This window comes from Pararhizobium polonicum (assembly GCF_001687365.1).
Lineage (GTDB): Bacteria > Pseudomonadota > Alphaproteobacteria > Rhizobiales > Rhizobiaceae > Pararhizobium > Pararhizobium polonicum.
Genome location: NZ_LGLV01000018.1, coordinates 79,036 through 93,080 on the forward strand (window position 1 = coordinate 79,036; position 14,045 = coordinate 93,080).

Annotated in this window: 20 protein-coding genes; 7 read left to right on the plus strand and 13 right to left on the minus strand. The window is 60.7% G+C overall.

The window, feature by feature from the left end:
• Positions 1-84: 84 nt before the first annotated feature.
• Both ADU59_RS30420 and ADU59_RS25310 read left to right on the plus strand, forming a co-directional pair.
• Positions 85-570: a hypothetical protein gene (locus tag ADU59_RS30420; RefSeq protein WP_139093221.1), complete on the plus strand. Its 486-nt coding sequence runs from the start codon at positions 85-87 to the stop codon at positions 568-570.
• A 139-nt stretch (positions 571-709) separates the two neighbouring features.
• On the plus strand, positions 710-1,198 hold the full coding sequence (locus ADU59_RS25310) for a BON domain-containing protein (RefSeq protein WP_158515764.1): 489 nt from the start codon (positions 710-712) through the stop codon (positions 1,196-1,198).
• 21 nt (positions 1,199-1,219) lie between these two features.
• Here ADU59_RS25310 and ADU59_RS30980 read toward each other — a convergent pair whose 3' ends face one another.
• The 4 genes from ADU59_RS30980 to ADU59_RS25330 all read right to left on the minus strand — a co-directional run bounded on the left by ADU59_RS30980 (position 1,220) and on the right by ADU59_RS25330 (position 3,837).
• Positions 1,220-1,513, minus strand: a complete 294-nt coding sequence (locus ADU59_RS30980; protein ID WP_068957855.1) for a hypothetical protein — start codon at positions 1,511-1,513, stop codon at positions 1,220-1,222.
• A gap of 208 nt (positions 1,514-1,721) precedes the next feature.
• On the minus strand, positions 1,722-2,975 hold the full coding sequence (locus ADU59_RS25320; protein ID WP_068957857.1) for an NAD(P)/FAD-dependent oxidoreductase: 1,254 nt from the start codon (positions 2,973-2,975) through the stop codon (positions 1,722-1,724).
• A gap of 26 nt (positions 2,976-3,001) precedes the next feature.
• Positions 3,002-3,502: a TIGR00645 family protein gene (locus ADU59_RS25325; RefSeq protein ID WP_083198414.1), complete on the minus strand. Its 501-nt coding sequence runs from the start codon at positions 3,500-3,502 to the stop codon at positions 3,002-3,004.
• 170 nt (positions 3,503-3,672) lie between these two features.
• Positions 3,673-3,837, minus strand: coding sequence for a DUF1328 domain-containing protein (locus ADU59_RS25330; protein ID WP_037119568.1), 165 nt, complete (start codon positions 3,835-3,837; stop codon positions 3,673-3,675).
• A 219-nt stretch (positions 3,838-4,056) separates the two neighbouring features.
• On the opposite strand from ADU59_RS25330, the gene ADU59_RS30430 reads away from it, so the two are divergent.
• Positions 4,057-4,266 carry a hypothetical protein gene (locus ADU59_RS30430; RefSeq protein WP_139093222.1) on the plus strand — a complete coding sequence of 70 codons (210 nt, stop codon included), beginning with the start codon at positions 4,057-4,059 and terminating at the stop codon, positions 4,264-4,266.
• A 132-nt stretch (positions 4,267-4,398) separates the two neighbouring features.
• Here ADU59_RS30430 and ADU59_RS25335 read toward each other — a convergent pair whose 3' ends face one another.
• Complete coding sequence (locus ADU59_RS25335; RefSeq protein ID WP_158515765.1) at positions 4,399-5,379, minus strand: PRC-barrel domain-containing protein; 981 nt, start codon at positions 5,377-5,379, stop codon at positions 4,399-4,401.
• 197 nt (positions 5,380-5,576) lie between these two features.
• Positions 5,577-5,906 (minus strand): hypothetical protein, encoded by a 330-nt coding sequence (locus tag ADU59_RS25340; protein WP_068957860.1) that lies wholly within the window; start codon positions 5,904-5,906, stop codon positions 5,577-5,579.
• Positions 5,907-6,202: 296 nt separating this feature from the next.
• Between ADU59_RS25340 and ADU59_RS25345 the strand changes: the two genes are divergently transcribed.
• The 3 genes from ADU59_RS25345 to ADU59_RS25355 all read left to right on the plus strand — a co-directional run bounded on the left by ADU59_RS25345 (position 6,203) and on the right by ADU59_RS25355 (position 7,629).
• Positions 6,203-7,072, plus strand: coding sequence for an alpha/beta fold hydrolase (locus ADU59_RS25345; protein ID WP_068957862.1), 870 nt, complete (start codon positions 6,203-6,205; stop codon positions 7,070-7,072).
• A gap of 97 nt (positions 7,073-7,169) precedes the next feature.
• On the plus strand, positions 7,170-7,325 hold the full coding sequence (locus ADU59_RS25350; protein WP_068957864.1) for a DUF3309 family protein: 156 nt from the start codon (positions 7,170-7,172) through the stop codon (positions 7,323-7,325).
• A 55-nt stretch (positions 7,326-7,380) separates the two neighbouring features.
• Positions 7,381-7,629 (plus strand): YMGG-like glycine zipper-containing protein, encoded by a 249-nt coding sequence (locus tag ADU59_RS25355; protein ID WP_068957866.1) that lies wholly within the window; start codon positions 7,381-7,383, stop codon positions 7,627-7,629.
• A gap of 82 nt (positions 7,630-7,711) precedes the next feature.
• Here the strand turns inward: ADU59_RS25355 and ADU59_RS25360 are convergent, their stop codons facing one another.
• Positions 7,712-7,912 (minus strand): NepR family anti-sigma factor, encoded by a 201-nt coding sequence (locus tag ADU59_RS25360; protein ID WP_068957868.1) that lies wholly within the window; start codon positions 7,910-7,912, stop codon positions 7,712-7,714.
• Between the two features lie 249 nt (positions 7,913-8,161).
• On the opposite strand from ADU59_RS25360, the gene ADU59_RS25365 reads away from it, so the two are divergent.
• A complete protein-coding gene (locus ADU59_RS25365) occupies positions 8,162-8,959 on the plus strand; it encodes a response regulator (protein WP_068957870.1) in 798 nt (265 codons plus the stop codon).
• 61 nt (positions 8,960-9,020) lie between these two features.
• Here the strand turns inward: ADU59_RS25365 and ADU59_RS25370 are convergent, their stop codons facing one another.
• The 6 genes from ADU59_RS25370 to ADU59_RS25390 all read right to left on the minus strand — a co-directional run bounded on the left by ADU59_RS25370 (position 9,021) and on the right by ADU59_RS25390 (position 14,037).
• Positions 9,021-10,148 (minus strand): AI-2E family transporter, encoded by a 1,128-nt coding sequence (locus ADU59_RS25370; protein ID WP_068957872.1) that lies wholly within the window; start codon positions 10,146-10,148, stop codon positions 9,021-9,023.
• Between the two features lie 321 nt (positions 10,149-10,469).
• The gene (locus ADU59_RS30955) at positions 10,470-10,640 is read right to left on the minus strand and encodes a hypothetical protein (RefSeq protein ID WP_099050934.1); all 171 of its coding nucleotides are present in this window, start codon (positions 10,638-10,640) and stop codon (positions 10,470-10,472) included.
• Between the two features lie 370 nt (positions 10,641-11,010).
• Complete coding sequence (locus tag ADU59_RS25375; RefSeq protein WP_068957874.1) at positions 11,011-11,355, minus strand: RidA family protein; 345 nt, start codon at positions 11,353-11,355, stop codon at positions 11,011-11,013.
• Positions 11,356-11,465: 110 nt separating this feature from the next.
• Positions 11,466-12,293: a dipeptide ABC transporter ATP-binding protein gene (locus tag ADU59_RS25380; RefSeq protein ID WP_068957876.1), complete on the minus strand. Its 828-nt coding sequence runs from the start codon at positions 12,291-12,293 to the stop codon at positions 11,466-11,468.
• Positions 12,290-13,144: an ABC transporter ATP-binding protein gene (locus tag ADU59_RS25385; protein ID WP_083198426.1), complete on the minus strand. Its 855-nt coding sequence runs from the start codon at positions 13,142-13,144 to the stop codon at positions 12,290-12,292. Before ADU59_RS25385 ends, ADU59_RS25380 begins: the two co-directional genes overlap by 4 nt.
• A complete protein-coding gene (locus ADU59_RS25390; protein ID WP_068957878.1) occupies positions 13,144-14,037 on the minus strand; it encodes an ABC transporter permease subunit in 894 nt (297 codons plus the stop codon). The genes ADU59_RS25385 and ADU59_RS25390 overlap by 1 nt, the downstream gene beginning before the upstream one ends.
• Positions 14,038-14,045 lie beyond the last annotated feature (8 nt).

The window sequence follows — 14,045 nt, forward strand, 5'->3', positions numbered from 1 at the left end:
ATTTGCTCAACAGCGACGTTTAGCGGGCAGTTGCCTTCAACGTTTGCTGGCACAGGCACCATTTCTCGAAAGGATATGAACGCCATGAATCAACGTTTTGAACCCAGTGAAAACCGCAACGTCAATCCTGCAGCATGGCCGGCCGAACAGGCAGGCCCGCGTATCGATCCGGTGACAGGTGCTCCGGTGAACGATCCGTTGGCTAACCAGCGACGGCCGGACGACATGGAACCCCGCTCGGCCCGCTCCCGCTGGCCGATCTTGATCATCCTGCTGGCAGGTCTGGTTCTGGCATTGCTCGTCTGGCTGCCGGCAGAATTGTCCCCCACCAGGACAACCGACACGGCAACGCCGCCGGCAACAACCGATCAGACGACCACGCCGCCGGCTGACACTGCCACCCCGCCGGTCGACAACAGCGCGACCCCAGGCACGGCGACGCCGGACACCAATGCCACTCCGAATACCATGACGACGCCGAACGCAACGCCTGCGACCCCCGATACCCAGACACCGGCTACCGGTACGGACACGCAGACCCCGGCCACCGGCACTGCCCCGCAGAACTGATCTGCGCGGAATCAACGACAGAGGGCGGAACCGCTTCGGCGGCTCCGCCTTTTTTTATATCTGCACGGCCCCTCTTGCGAGTGAACCAAACGCCCCGCCATCCGTTTCCCTCTGACCCTGCCAGAACGAGGATATGACGATGATCGCCAAGACGCCGACCGGCCGTGAGGAAGACTACCGTGATTACGAGGAACGCGACCTCGACGAAGGCTGGCCCTATGCCGACGGGACACCCGGATCGGAAACAAAGGTTGGCAACCGTTCCTACGGACAGGGCACTGAAAATTTCGACGAGAGCGGCAATCCCGGATTCGAGCGCAGCCGCAATACCGCGATCCGGAGCAGGAACGGTCCCGACCCTTTCGGCGACGAGACCGGCGCGGATGTCGACGACGACGCGCTTGAGGATACGATTGCCAACGCGCTTGAAGACAGCGCCATCGAAACGTCAGGCGTCGATATCAAAGCCAGACGTGGATCGGTCTGGCTGACGGGCGCTGTCGATACCGCTGAGGAACGGCGCAAGATCGAGGTCCTGGTCTATGCAATTGCCGGCGTGACCGGCATCCGCAACGACCTGGCGACGAGCGGTGCCGATGGCGGCATTCCGGCGGATTGGGACGACTGATCGTTCGATTATAGCAAGCCGTCAGGCGCGGGTCTCGTTGTGGCGCGCAGGAACGGCAGAGGCCGCGTTCCAGCCGAACTGGCTTTTGGAAGGATCGCCCTCACCCGGCACCCAGAAGCTGGCCGCCGGCATCGACCGCCCGGCGGGTTTCGACAGGAGCATCATCACCGCCCGTTTTGCTTCCACCGGGCGAGAAAACAGACGGCCATCCAGGCTCCAGACACCATACTTGACCGCGACGAAACGAAACCGCTCATCCTCGGGCATGAGGGCGCCCACGGCTTCGCCGTTGAACTCTATCACCTGCTTGTGCATGAAATACCACTCCCGCTGCCGCTTTCCACGGCAGTCATTTCCATTCGTTGCGCATGGCGCAACAGACCGAGCCCTCGCCTTCAGCCAACCGCCTTAACGGATGAAGGTGACGTTTGTTCCGGCCCGCGGAAAAAATAATCGGGAAGAGCAGCGGATGGATTGGGGGCCGAGAGGTTTTTTCCCTCTCGCCGCCATCCTCCGCCTTTGATCAGGCGAGAAACCGGTCCGGCCTGAAGGGCTTGATATCGATCACCGTCTTTTCGCCGGTCATCTTTTCGGCAAGCGCACGGCCGGTGACCGGACCAAGGGTCATGCCATGATGGGCATGGCCGAAGGCAAACCAGAGCCCTTCGTGCCGCGGTGCCTTGCCGATGATCGGCATCATGTCCGGCGTGCAGGGACGCGCGCCCATCCACGGCTCCTCATCGCGGCGTTCGGCGAGCGGAAAGAACTCGCGGGCAACGCGTTCGGCGCGGGTCAATTGCACCGGTGTCTTCGGCGCGTCGCGATTGGCGAACTCCGCGCCCGTCGTCAGCCGTATGCCGCGTAGCATCGGCGCCAGGAAATAGCCCTTCTCGGCATCGAGCACCCAATTGTTCAACTGCGCCCCCTCCTCCATGCCGTAATGCATGTGATAGCCGCGCTTGACGGCAAGCGGGAAACGATAGCCGAGTTTCTTTGTGACCGTATCCGCCCAGGGGCCAAGTGCGACGACGACTTCCTTGGCCTCCAGCGGACCTTCGGGCGTGGCGACACGCCAGCCGGCACCTTCGAGAATATGTTCGAGCGTTGCCGCATCACCGGAGACGAGACGGCCGCCGAGCGACTGGAAATAGCTGAGATAGGCCTTGTTGAGGCTGTGCGGATCGCGGATCGACCAGGGATCGGTCCAGCGCAGGCCGCCGGTGAGCTCCGCCCTGATCGACGGCTCCATCACCTTCAGCTCGCTGCTCGACAGCTTCTGGTGATTGACGCCAAATGTCGACGAGAGCTTTTCAGCCTCCTTATAGGCCGCATCGCGCGCCGCTTCCGTGCGAAAGACCTTCATCCAGCCGTCCTTGCGGATAAGGTCGCCAGCACCCGACGCATCGATCAGGTCGCTGTGTTCGGCGATCGAATTCTCGATCAGCGGCGCATACATCGAGGCGATGTTCTGATGCTGGGTGAAGCCGGAGTTCCACCAGTAGCGGATCAGGAACGGGACGAGCCCGGGCAGCGCCCGGAAATGGTAATGCGCATCGATGGTATTGTTCAGCGCATAGCGAAACAGCGCGCCGAAATCATGCGGGAAGCCATAGGGAAACACGCCTTCACGCTGGATCAGCCCGGCATTGCCATAGGAGGTTTCCTCGCCGGCGCCGCGGCGATCAAGCAGCACCACGGACTTGCCCCGCCGTGCGAGGTGGATAGCCGTCGACAGGCCAACGATGCCTGCGCCCAAAACAACGACGTCTGTCTTCATGCCCGGCTCCCCATTCTTCTGTCTGTCTATTTCTTCAGTCTGTTCATGATCTGCTCAAGGAACCCGAGCATCAGCGCGGAAACCACAAACGCGATGTGCATGATCGTCGCCCACATCAGCTGCTCGCTGGTATATTGCTGGGTATTCAGGAAAATCTGCAACAGATGAATGGACGAGATCGCCACGATCGATGAGGCCACCTTGATCTTCAGACTGCCGGAATCGAGCTTGCCGAGAAACGAGACCTCGGCGTCTGCCTCGTCGAAGCGGCTGACGAAATTCTCGTAGCCGGAGATCATCACCATGACGATCAGGCTGGCGACAAGGGCCGCGTCGATCAGGCTCAGCATGGCGAGGATCATATCGGCCTCGTCATAGGTGAAGACCATGATCGCCACCTTGTAGAACTTGTAGATGAAGGAAACGGCGTAGAGCGCAAGCGCTGCGACCAGCCCGAGATAGAAGACCACCAGGAGCCAGCGGCTCGACAGGATGATCCGTTCAACGATGAGTTCCAGCGACTTCATGCTTCGCGCGGCTCCGGAGTGTGCGGTTGCGAGATACTCCGGTCATGCATAGCCAAGCCGATCCCGTTCGGCAAGGCGGCGCCAATTGCGGCGCTGCTGGAAATTTGACATCGAAAAAGGGAGCGCTGCTTTCGCAACACTCCCTTTCAATCACCGTATTGGGGATGGGATCAGGTCCTGCGCATCAGGCCGGCCACCAGCGAGATAATCAGGAAGGCGAGGAACAGGAAGAACAGGATCTGCGCAATACCCGCAGAAGCGCCGGCAATACCGCCAAAACCCAGAACGCCGGCGATGATGGCGACAACGAGGAAGACGAGAGCGTAGTACAGCATCGGAAATTCTCCTTTGTTTGTTCCTTTGCTGGATAAACTCTGAAAGAGAAACTTTGTTCCGGAAAAAGGCGCTCTGCGGCACCCCACCGCGCACGAAACCATTCATTAACCACGGGCCGAAAGATTGCCCCGATTTGACACGGATAAGCCACGTATCTCGCGGAACATTAACAAGCCGGGGAACGTTGTGAAGGCACATACCTCATGCGAGATAGTAAAATGACCGTATCGACAACAAACCTATGGAAGTCCGCAGCAACGGTAGTCCGCCAGCCGAGCCAGATGCGCGACAAGAACCTGCACATCGGCAGGACATTGCGCGATCTGTACTTTGCGGAAGGCGCAGCAGCAACGGAAGAGGCTTTTTCCGACCTGCTGTCCGAACTGGATGCGACGGAAAAATCGTCCGGTGGCCCTGGCCGCCGTTGAGCATATCCCACTCTTGCAGAACAAAAAAACAGCGGCCCGAGCCGCTTTTTTTGTGCCCGCTTTCCAGCCGGCAAGACCGATTAAGGTCATAAAAAACCGGCGCTGTTTCGGCGCCGGTTTTTCAAAAACGGTCTAGTTTGCCGGAGTGGCCAGAATGACGCCACGCGGATTGGCCTTGTAGGCCTCCGCGTCATAGGCCGCCTGACTTTCCAGTTGCGCCTTGGTGAACGGCGAGTAGATGGTCATCGTGCCGCTCGCATCCGCCATCACCTCAACGCTTTCGGCACTCATGGCAACCGGCTTCTGCCCGATGCCGAGGAAACCGCCGACATCGATGACATAGGCCTCGACCTTGCCGTCCTTGCTGAGGATGACGTCGCCGATTTCACCGACCTTGGTATCGTCGGCAACCTTCACATCCGTGCCGATCAGCTTGTCGGCACTGATCAGGGCCGGATCGACCGGCTGCATTTCATCAGGAGGCGTTGCGGCCGTCACGCCGGGATCCACCGGAGGCTTGATATCCGGATCGGTCATCTCGGGGGTCGTGCCGATGGCGGGCGCTGTCGCCTCCGCCGCCTCATCGGTTATGACCGGTGCCGCCGAGGGGGCTGCTGCATTTTTATCCTCCGGCACCGTCGCCGCGACACCATCCATGATGGCTGTCCGCTCGAATTCGGGGGCGGCCTGGAGTTCTTCCTTGGTGGCGGAAACGACGATGATGCGCTGGCCGTCCCTATCCGACCAGGAAACCCGATCGAAGTTGATCGCCACATCCTTTTCGCCCATGCCAAGGAAGCCGCCGACGCCGATCACAAGAGCCTCCGCCCCGCCATTGGCGTTGATGACGACATCGTTGACATCGCCGATCGCCTCGCCCTGCTCATCGACCCCGGTGTAAACGGTTTTCCCGAGAACCGACGTCGCCAGAACCTGCTCGGGCGCCGCCGAAGAATAGCCGGCCGGACCTTGCTTGGAGGGATCCGAATTGCTGCTTGCAGCCTTGGCCGGATCGGCCTTTGTGGCGGCCTCCTGCGCCCATGCACTGGGTGTTGGAACGCCGGAGGCCAGAAGCGCGGCAAGCGCTGTCGTCGCCAAGAGGGTGCGGATCATTGTGTATTCCTTCATGCAAGTCTGGATAACGCCATTACAGCGGAAAAGCCGGCGTTCTGCCGGCCGTGATTGCCTTTGGGAAACGGAGCCCCCCTGTTTTTGTTCCGAATTTTATCGGCAATGCTTCAGGCCGGGCACCGAAACGGCAGCCGGACGGGCTGTGTAAAAACGCTGAATGCACCTCGCCAGGGCGGCGATCAATTGCTCAAGGCAGCCTTGTGACCGGACTGTTGGGCGACGACGACCGGCAGTGCCGGGTCATCGAAGGTGACCTGAACGTCCAGCTGGTCGGACGGCGTGATATCCCAGGTTATGGTCGCATCCTCGAGATACAGGGCCGGATCGATCTCAGTGCATGTGCCGTAGACGATCCTGTAATGGCCTCTGGCATCATTGATCGACGGCTGCAGCAGCTGCCGGCATTCCTCGGCGGTTTCGAAACCGACGGCCGGCGCCGGCAATTCCTTGCATTCGATATTGCCCTGGGCGCATCCGACAAGCATCATGATTGCGGCGATATGTTCCATCATCGTGCTCCTTGCACAAAGATTCACGTGCCAAGACAACGGCGATGGGGCTCAAGAAGTTCCATCGTTGCTCTTTTCTAGCGTTGCCCTGGGGGAACCTTTTTCACCGGATCGCGTTCTGACAGCGCGTCAAGGAATGCCTGGCGTGACTTGGTGAACCCGGATACCCGCGACCGCACCGGCCGCGCCTGCCCCAGACAACCAAACTCCCAAAGGCATGCTTGGTGACGCGCATCAAAGGAATGCCGGCAATGTTGTGTCCTCCCCCTCCCCATTGGCTTTCTCAGGATCCCGGCATGAAGACCGTGCTCATCCACGGCATGGTCATGGCACCGGCGTTCTGGAGCTGCTTTACCCCGGGCATCGTGCGCGAAGGGCGCGCTGCCGCCTATCCGCTGCCCGGCCACAATCCGTGGGCGCTGGATGGCCTTTCCCGCGGGCTGAACACTGCGGATATCGTCAATGCCTATGCCGCGGCGATCGAACGCGATTTCGATGGCGAGCCGGTAACCTTGATCGGTCATTCGACCGGCGGCTTCGTCTCGCTGCTGCTGGCCCGCCACCGGCCCGATCTCGTCAGCAACGTCATTCTGATGGGGGCGTTCGCCTGCGGACGGTTTGAGGGACAGGAGCGGCTGGCGGCCCGCATCCTGCGTCTTCCGCTGCTCGGCCGGCACCTTTTCATCCGGCTTTTCACCCGCTGGATCGCCACACGCGAAACCTTCCGATGGGGCGCGCTCGAATGCGTGTTCGACAAGACTGTCGGCTGGGAGACGAACGAAACGATCGCGGCCATGGAACAGGTTCGCGAGCACCTGCTGAAATCACGGGCCGCCGAAATCGCCGCCTTCGTCTTCTGGATGTCACAGACATCGGTCATCGACGAACTGCCCTTGATCGACGTCCCCATCCTCAACATCATCGGCGCGCGCGATGCCATCGTTCCGCCGTCGCACCAGATCCATCTCTCAGGACGGCTGCCGCGCGCGCAGACCGTCATCCTCGACAAGGTCGGCCACCTGCCCATGGCCGAGGCCCGCGACAAGGTCGACCGGTTGATCGGTGCCTTCCTGCTGTTCGGCCCCCTGACCGCCGACCGCAGGAACGCTTTTCTCAAGGAAACCCGGGCCGAACCCTTTGCGAATGCCGTACCGCTCGGGCTTTAAGAGGGAGCTGCCTCCGCTGGAACAAAATTGCGTGACAGACGTTACCGCAGCAGACCCCCGTGGCCTGCTAGAGGCCTTCCCCCGAAGAGGAAATATCATGATCGGTACCATTCTCCTGATTGTTCTCGTCCTGTTGCTGGTCGGTGCGCTCCCGAGCTGGGGCCACAGCCGCAACTGGGGCTATGGACCTTCGGGCGGGCTCGGGCTGGTCGTCGTGATCCTCCTCGTCCTCGTCCTGATGGGCCGCATCTGAGCGGCCCTCCACTTTTACCACCAGACCATCCACGTCCCTCGAAAAGGAACCAGACATGAAAAAGATCCTCCTCGCAGCACTGCTTATTCTTCCGCTCGCAGCCTGCTCCCAGACGGAAAAAGGGGCCGGTATCGGCGCAGCATCCGGTGCGATCATCGGTGGGGTGGCGACTGGTAATGTCCGCGGCGCCGCTGTCGGTGCCGCCGTCGGTGGTGTCGCCGGCGCCCTGATCGGCAATGCCAGCGAGCCTGGCCAGTGCTACTACCGCGATCGCTACGGCCGCCGCTATACCGCAGCCTGCTGATCGGCCGGCAACGGCAACGCATAACAAGGAAAACGGGCCTCGGCCCGTTTTTCACGTCTTTATGGATGCGTGATGATGATGCTCAGATCTGAGGCTTGCCGACCTGTTCGGCCTTGTCGAGCTTTTCGAGAAGATCGAGAAACATATCAGGAATGGGTTCCTGCTCGACGGCGCTGTAGAGCGCTTTCAGTTTGGAAGCGATCTGGTTGTTGGGGTCCGTGATGCCATCACCTGCCCTGCGCGCCACACCGGCGCGCCGCTGATTTTCCGGGATGTCGCTCATAGACAGTTTCACTCCTGACCCCGCGGCAGCGATCGCCACGCCGCGACGCTTCCACGCGTCCTTTTGATACACTTAAAACGTTGCGATATTCCGAACTTTCAACGGTTTCGCTTTCGCCCGCTCAAAATTCGTTCCGCCGAGAAACTTCCCATAGACCATAAAACATGTTCAAACCAATGCCATGTTTCGACTCGCGATAGCGTCGGGCACCGGCAAATTTCGGCGCCATCATACTGAAGGAAGTCCCAAATGTCACTTTCCATGCGGATCGCAGCCCATCTTCCCTATCTGCGGCGCTTCTCCCGTGCGGTGACCGGATCGCAAGCGTCAGGTGACGCCTATGTCGCCGCCGTGCTGGAAGCGTTGATCGCCGATATCACGCTTTTTCCGCAAGGCGCCAACGACCGGGTCAATCTTTTCAAGCTGTTTTGCACGCTGTTCGATACGCTCACCATCGATCTGCCCGACACCACGTCGCCCTTCAGCTGGGAAGCGCGGGCGGCGGCAAACCTTTCGGTGATCCCGCCGGCAGCCCGCAAGGCTTTTCTGCTGGTCGCGGTCGAAGGCTTCACGCCGGACGAGGCGGCCGAAATTCTCGGCGTCACCGATGTCGAAGCCGCCGTGCTGCTGCGCGAAGCTTCCGAAGACATCTCGAAACAGGTCGCCACCGAAATCCTGATCATCGAGGATGAACCGCTGATCGCCATGGATATCGAGGATATGGTGACCAGCCTCGGCCACAAGGTCGCAGGCGTGGCCAGAACCTACGGCGAGGCCATCACGCTGTTTGAGAAGACCGCGCCGAAGATGATCCTTGCCGATATTCAACTTGCCGACGGCAGCTCGGGCATCGACGCGGTCAACGAGATCCTGAAAAGCGCGACGATCCCGGTGATCTTCATCACCGCCTTCCCGGAACGGCTGCTGACGGGGACGAAACCCGAACCGGCCTTTCTGGTGACGAAACCGTTCAATCCGGAGATGGTCAAGGCGCTGATCAGCCAGGCCCTGTTCTTCGACGAGAACGCCCGCGCCGGAAAACCCTGACGGCTCATCCGGCGGGTGCTGGCCGGTCGATCGCAAAGGCATCGAACCAGCCCTCCTTTTCTCAGCCCGGCAATTGCCGTTCCGGCGGGTGGGTGCGGACCTCGTTGAAGATGGTCATCGCGATCAGGGCTAGCGGCAGGGCCAGCATGGCGCCGACGGCGCCCCACATCCAGGTCCAGAAGATGATCGCCAGGAAGATCAGGAACGGATTGATCTCCAGCCGGTGACCGAGGATCGCCGGTGTTACCAGGTTTTCCATCACCAGATGCAGCACGAAGAATGCCGCAGCGGGCACGATCGCCAGCAGCAGGGCATCATGGGTCATCAGCCCCCCGCACAGAAGTGCGACCGTCATGACCGTGACGCCAAGATAGGGGATGAAGCTGGACACGAAGGCGAACAGCCCCCAGAGCGGGGCCGCCGTCAAACCGCCGGCAAAGGCGATCACCGCCGTGATCGTGCCGAGGATCATGTAAATGATGCTTGCCGTCGAAAAATAGAACCCCACGGCATTTTCCGTGGCGTTCATGATGCGGATCGCGGCCAGCCGGCGGTCGCGCGTCGCAAAGGCAAGGATGATCGTCTTGCGCAGGTGCGCGCGTCCGACGAGAAAAAGCCCGAGTGCCGCGAGGAAAATCAGCGTCTGGACGAAGGCCGGCGTGACCCCCGATGCGACGAGGCCGAGCATGGCGCCGGCATTCTGGATGGCAACATCGGTCACGGCTTTTTCATCGGTGCCGGCAATCGCCGTCTTCGCCCATTCGAACCGCTGGATATAGGGAAGGACGCGCGCGATGGCGCGTTCCAGCATGCCGGGGGCTTGCCCCGCCAGCGATGTCAGAGGCTCGATCAGCGCATTGATCAGGAAGAAGAGACCGACAACAAAAACGATTGCGAGAAGCAGCCCGCCAAGAACCGGCGGCACGCCGAATTGCGCCAGCCGATCGGCGGCAAGTCCCAGCACCATGCCGATGACGATGGCAAGGGTTACCGGCATCAGGATCGCCTCCATCATATAGATGGCCGTTGATGCGAGAATGACGAACGTTCCGACGATGCTCCAGGCGACCACCAGGTCGAGCCCCGTTTTCGGCGAGGTTTCCGGAATGTCCGCTGCGGCCACCCGTGCTTCTGCCTCCGCCTGCTGTTGCGTCCTGAAAATCCCACTCCCCGGCAAGGCAGCCCTCATCTTCCGTCTCTCCATATGGCCCCTCCCGTGCGGTCTCCACCGGGCGGACGAATAACAATGTACGGAAAATGCCGGAGCGAGACCCTGCCGGCATAATGCTTATTAACTCGCGGCTTACGGAAATGGTTCCCGGGGCGGCAACGCCCGTCAGAACCAACACAGGCGCTGGCACATGACGGGCATGCGCGGCGAAACGCAATTTCAGGCAGAATGAAATCGGATTTCCATTTCTATACGTATTCTATACATGGCTCGCGCCGCAGGCTGTGCAGCGCTCGCCAGAAATAAAAAGGTTATGCAACCTGCTTTTCGCAGGACAGATCAATATCGTTCCGGAGGAAAGACATGGAGTGTCAGGGAGAACAGGCCGAGACCCACGCTCACGACGATCAAAGTATTGGCAATGTCTTCCGACGTTGCAGGGAGAATACCGAGCCCCACAACCGCACCAATGAACAGGAACAGGCATAGCCTTGGCAACCAGTATAGCATGGCACATTCCTTTTGCGTTGGAGAACATCCCGAAAGGATGCATCGACTAACGCAGAGTTGACGGGATTGTTCCGTCCATTCGTCTCAAAAATCGAGAAACATTCGAGACCGGCCGGGGTGATCCAATATCCAATCGCGACGGATCACTGTCACAACGCGATGGAGGCGATCAGCAAGACGCTGCTGGTGATTGGCTGACTGAGAATTGCGGTTCCAAACATCGCCACGGCGGCGCAAGCCGGGCGGAGCACGATCAAACGGATGCACGACATGCCGAGACCGGTACCGCGCGCATCGGCCACCGGCGCCCAGAAACGGAAAAGCCGGCGCCTGTTGAAAGCGCCGGCCTTTCCTCAATCCATCGCTGTCGTCAGAGAGCGGCGATGACGATGACTTCGACGAGGTATTCCGGGGTTGCCAGCTTGGCTTCGCCGGTCGCGCGGGCCGGCGTGTTGCCCTGCGAGGCCCAGGCATCCCAGACGGCGTTCATCTTCGGGAAGTCGACCATGTCGGCCAGCCAGACGGTTGCCGACAGGATACGCGACTTGTCGGTGCCAGCCTGCGCCAGCAGGCGATCGACGGATGCGAGTGCCTGCTTGGTCTGCTCGGCAACATCGGAGCCAGCCTCACCAACCTGGCCTGCGAGATAGACCGTACCGTTGTGAACGACAGCCTGGCTCATGCGCGGACCGGTTTCGAAGCGTTTGATGTCCATTTTCATATTCCTCGTAAAGTGCGGCAGGCCGCATGTGAATTGCTGTAACGCTGGCGCTTTATCGCAGATTTCCGATCAGCGAAACCGTCATTGCGACAAACGCGCACCTATCAGGCCGCATTTTTCCGGGCGAGGCGCGCCTTGATGCTTTCGACATCGGCGCGGGGCGTCGCAGCAAAAAGCGTCTTGGTGTAGCTGTGCTTGGGATCGCTGAAGACCTCTTCGCGGCTGCCATATTCGACGGCCTCGCCGTAATACATCACCATCACGTCATCGGCGATGTAGCGCACCACCGACAGGTCATGGCTGATGAAGACATAGGTCAGCTGGAACTCGTCCTGCAGATCGGCGAGCAGGTTGAGCACCTGGGCCTGCACCGACAGGTCGAGCGCCGAAACCGGCTCGTCCAGCACCAGGAGCCGCGGGTTGAGCATCAGCGCACGGGCAATCGCCACACGCTGGCGCTGGCCGCCGGAAAACATGTGCGGATAGCGGCCGTAATGCTTTTCCTCGAGTCCGACCTTCTTCAGCATGGCCATCGCCTTGTCGCGCCGGTCGTCCGCCTTCATCTTCGTGTTGATGATCAGCGGTTCGGTGAGGATTTCACCGATCTTCTTGCGCGGGTTGAGCGTGCCGTAGGGGTTCTGGAAAACGATCTGCACCTTCTGGCGCATTTCCGGCGTCAGCCGCTCCCGGGCGATATCGACCTTGACCCCATCGACCAGCATGTCGCCCGAGGTTGCCGGGTCGATCATGGTGACGATACGGGCAAGGGTCGACTTTCCGCAACCGCTTTCACCGACGATGGCAAGCGTCTTGCCCTGCTCGACCGAGAAGCTCACGCCCTTGACGGCGTGAACGGTCTTGCCTTTTTTCAGAAGGCTGCCCGGAATGTGATAATCGCGGACGAGGTTTCTGGCTTCGAGAACGGGGGTCATCGAACAGCTCCTGCAAAGATCTGGTCGTCGCTGAGGAATTGCGCGATCGTCGGCAGACGGTCGCCGGTGGCGTTGTCAGGAAGGGCCGAAAGCAGCGCGCGGGTATATTCGCTCTTCGGGGCTTCGAACAGCGACAGCACGTCCGCCTCCTCGATCTTGCGGCCCTTGTACTGGACGATGACGCGGTCGGCTGTTTCCGCCACCACGCCCATATTGTGGGTGATGATGATCAGGCCCATGCCATGTTCGGCCTGCAGCCGCATCAACAGATCGAGGATCTGTTTCTGGATGGTGACGTCGAGCGCGGTGGTCGGCTCGTCGGCGATCAGGAGCTTCGGATTGCACGAGAGCGCAATCGCGATCATCACGCGCTGGCACTGGCCGCCCGACATCTGGTGCGGGAAATGGCCGAGCCGGTCGGCCGGGTTGGGAATGCCGACCAGATCGAACAGCTCGATGGCGCGCGCCCGGCGGGCTTTCTTGTCGAGGCCCAGATGAATGCGCAGCACTTCCTCGATCTGGAATCCCACCGTGAAGCAGGGATTGAGGCTGGCGACCGGCTCCTGGAAGATCATGGCAATGTCCTTGCCGACGATCTTGCGGCGATCGGACGGCGACAGGCCGAGAAGATCGATGCCGTTGAACTGCAGCTTGTCGGCGGTCACCTTCGCCGTCCACGGCAACAGGCCCATGGCGGCCAGCATGGAGACCGACTTGCCGGAGCCGGACTCGCCGACGATCGCCAGGACCTCGCCTGCGTCAACTTTCATCGATACGCCGTCGACGGCCCGGAAGGGACCGGCAGCCGTCTGGAATTCGACGACCAGATTTTCGATTTCGAAAAGGGACATCATGACCTCTTCAACTTGGGATCAAGCGCATCGCGCAGGCCGTCACCCATCAGATTGATGGCCAGAACGGTGATGAGAATGGCAAGGCCGGGGAAGGTCACGACCCACCAGGCGCGCTGGATGAATTCACGCGCTTCGGCCAGCATCGTGCCCCATTCCGGCGTCGGCGGCTGGGCGCCCATACCGAGAAACCCGAGGGCGGCCGCATCGAGGATCGCTGCCGAAAAGGCGAGCGTTGCCTGGACGATCAGCGGTGCGAGGCAATTGGGCAGGATGGTCAGGAACATCAGGCGCAGGGTGCCGGCACCGGCGACCCGGGAGGCGATGACATAATCCTTGGTGCGCTCGGTCATCACAGCGGCGCGCGTCAGGCGGACGAAATGCGGCAGGTTGACGAGCGAGATCGCAATCATCGCATTGACCAGCCCCGGCCCGAGAACAGCCACCAGCACAAGGGCCAGAAGCAGCGACGGAAAGGCCAGGATGATATCCATGACGCGCATGATGATCGTATCGGTGCGGCCACGGAAATAGCCGGCGATCAGGCCGACGAGCACGCCGGAGATGACCGAGATCGTCACCACTACGAGGCCGATGAACAGCGAGAAACGCGCGCCATAGATCAGGCGGGACAGGATATCGCGGCCGACGGCATCGGTGCCCAGAAAATAGGTCCATTGCCCACCGGTCGCGAGCGCCGGCGGCAGCAGCAGAACATCGCGGTTCTGGATGCTTGGGCTATGCGGCGTGACGAGCGGCGCAAAGATTGCCAGCAGCAGAATGATCGTGAAGATCACAAGGCCGATCACCGCGCCCTTGTTACGGGAGAAATAGAACCAGAACTCGGCGAGACCGGTCGGCGGCGTGATCGTTTTGATTTCGGCGACAGCCATCAGACCCT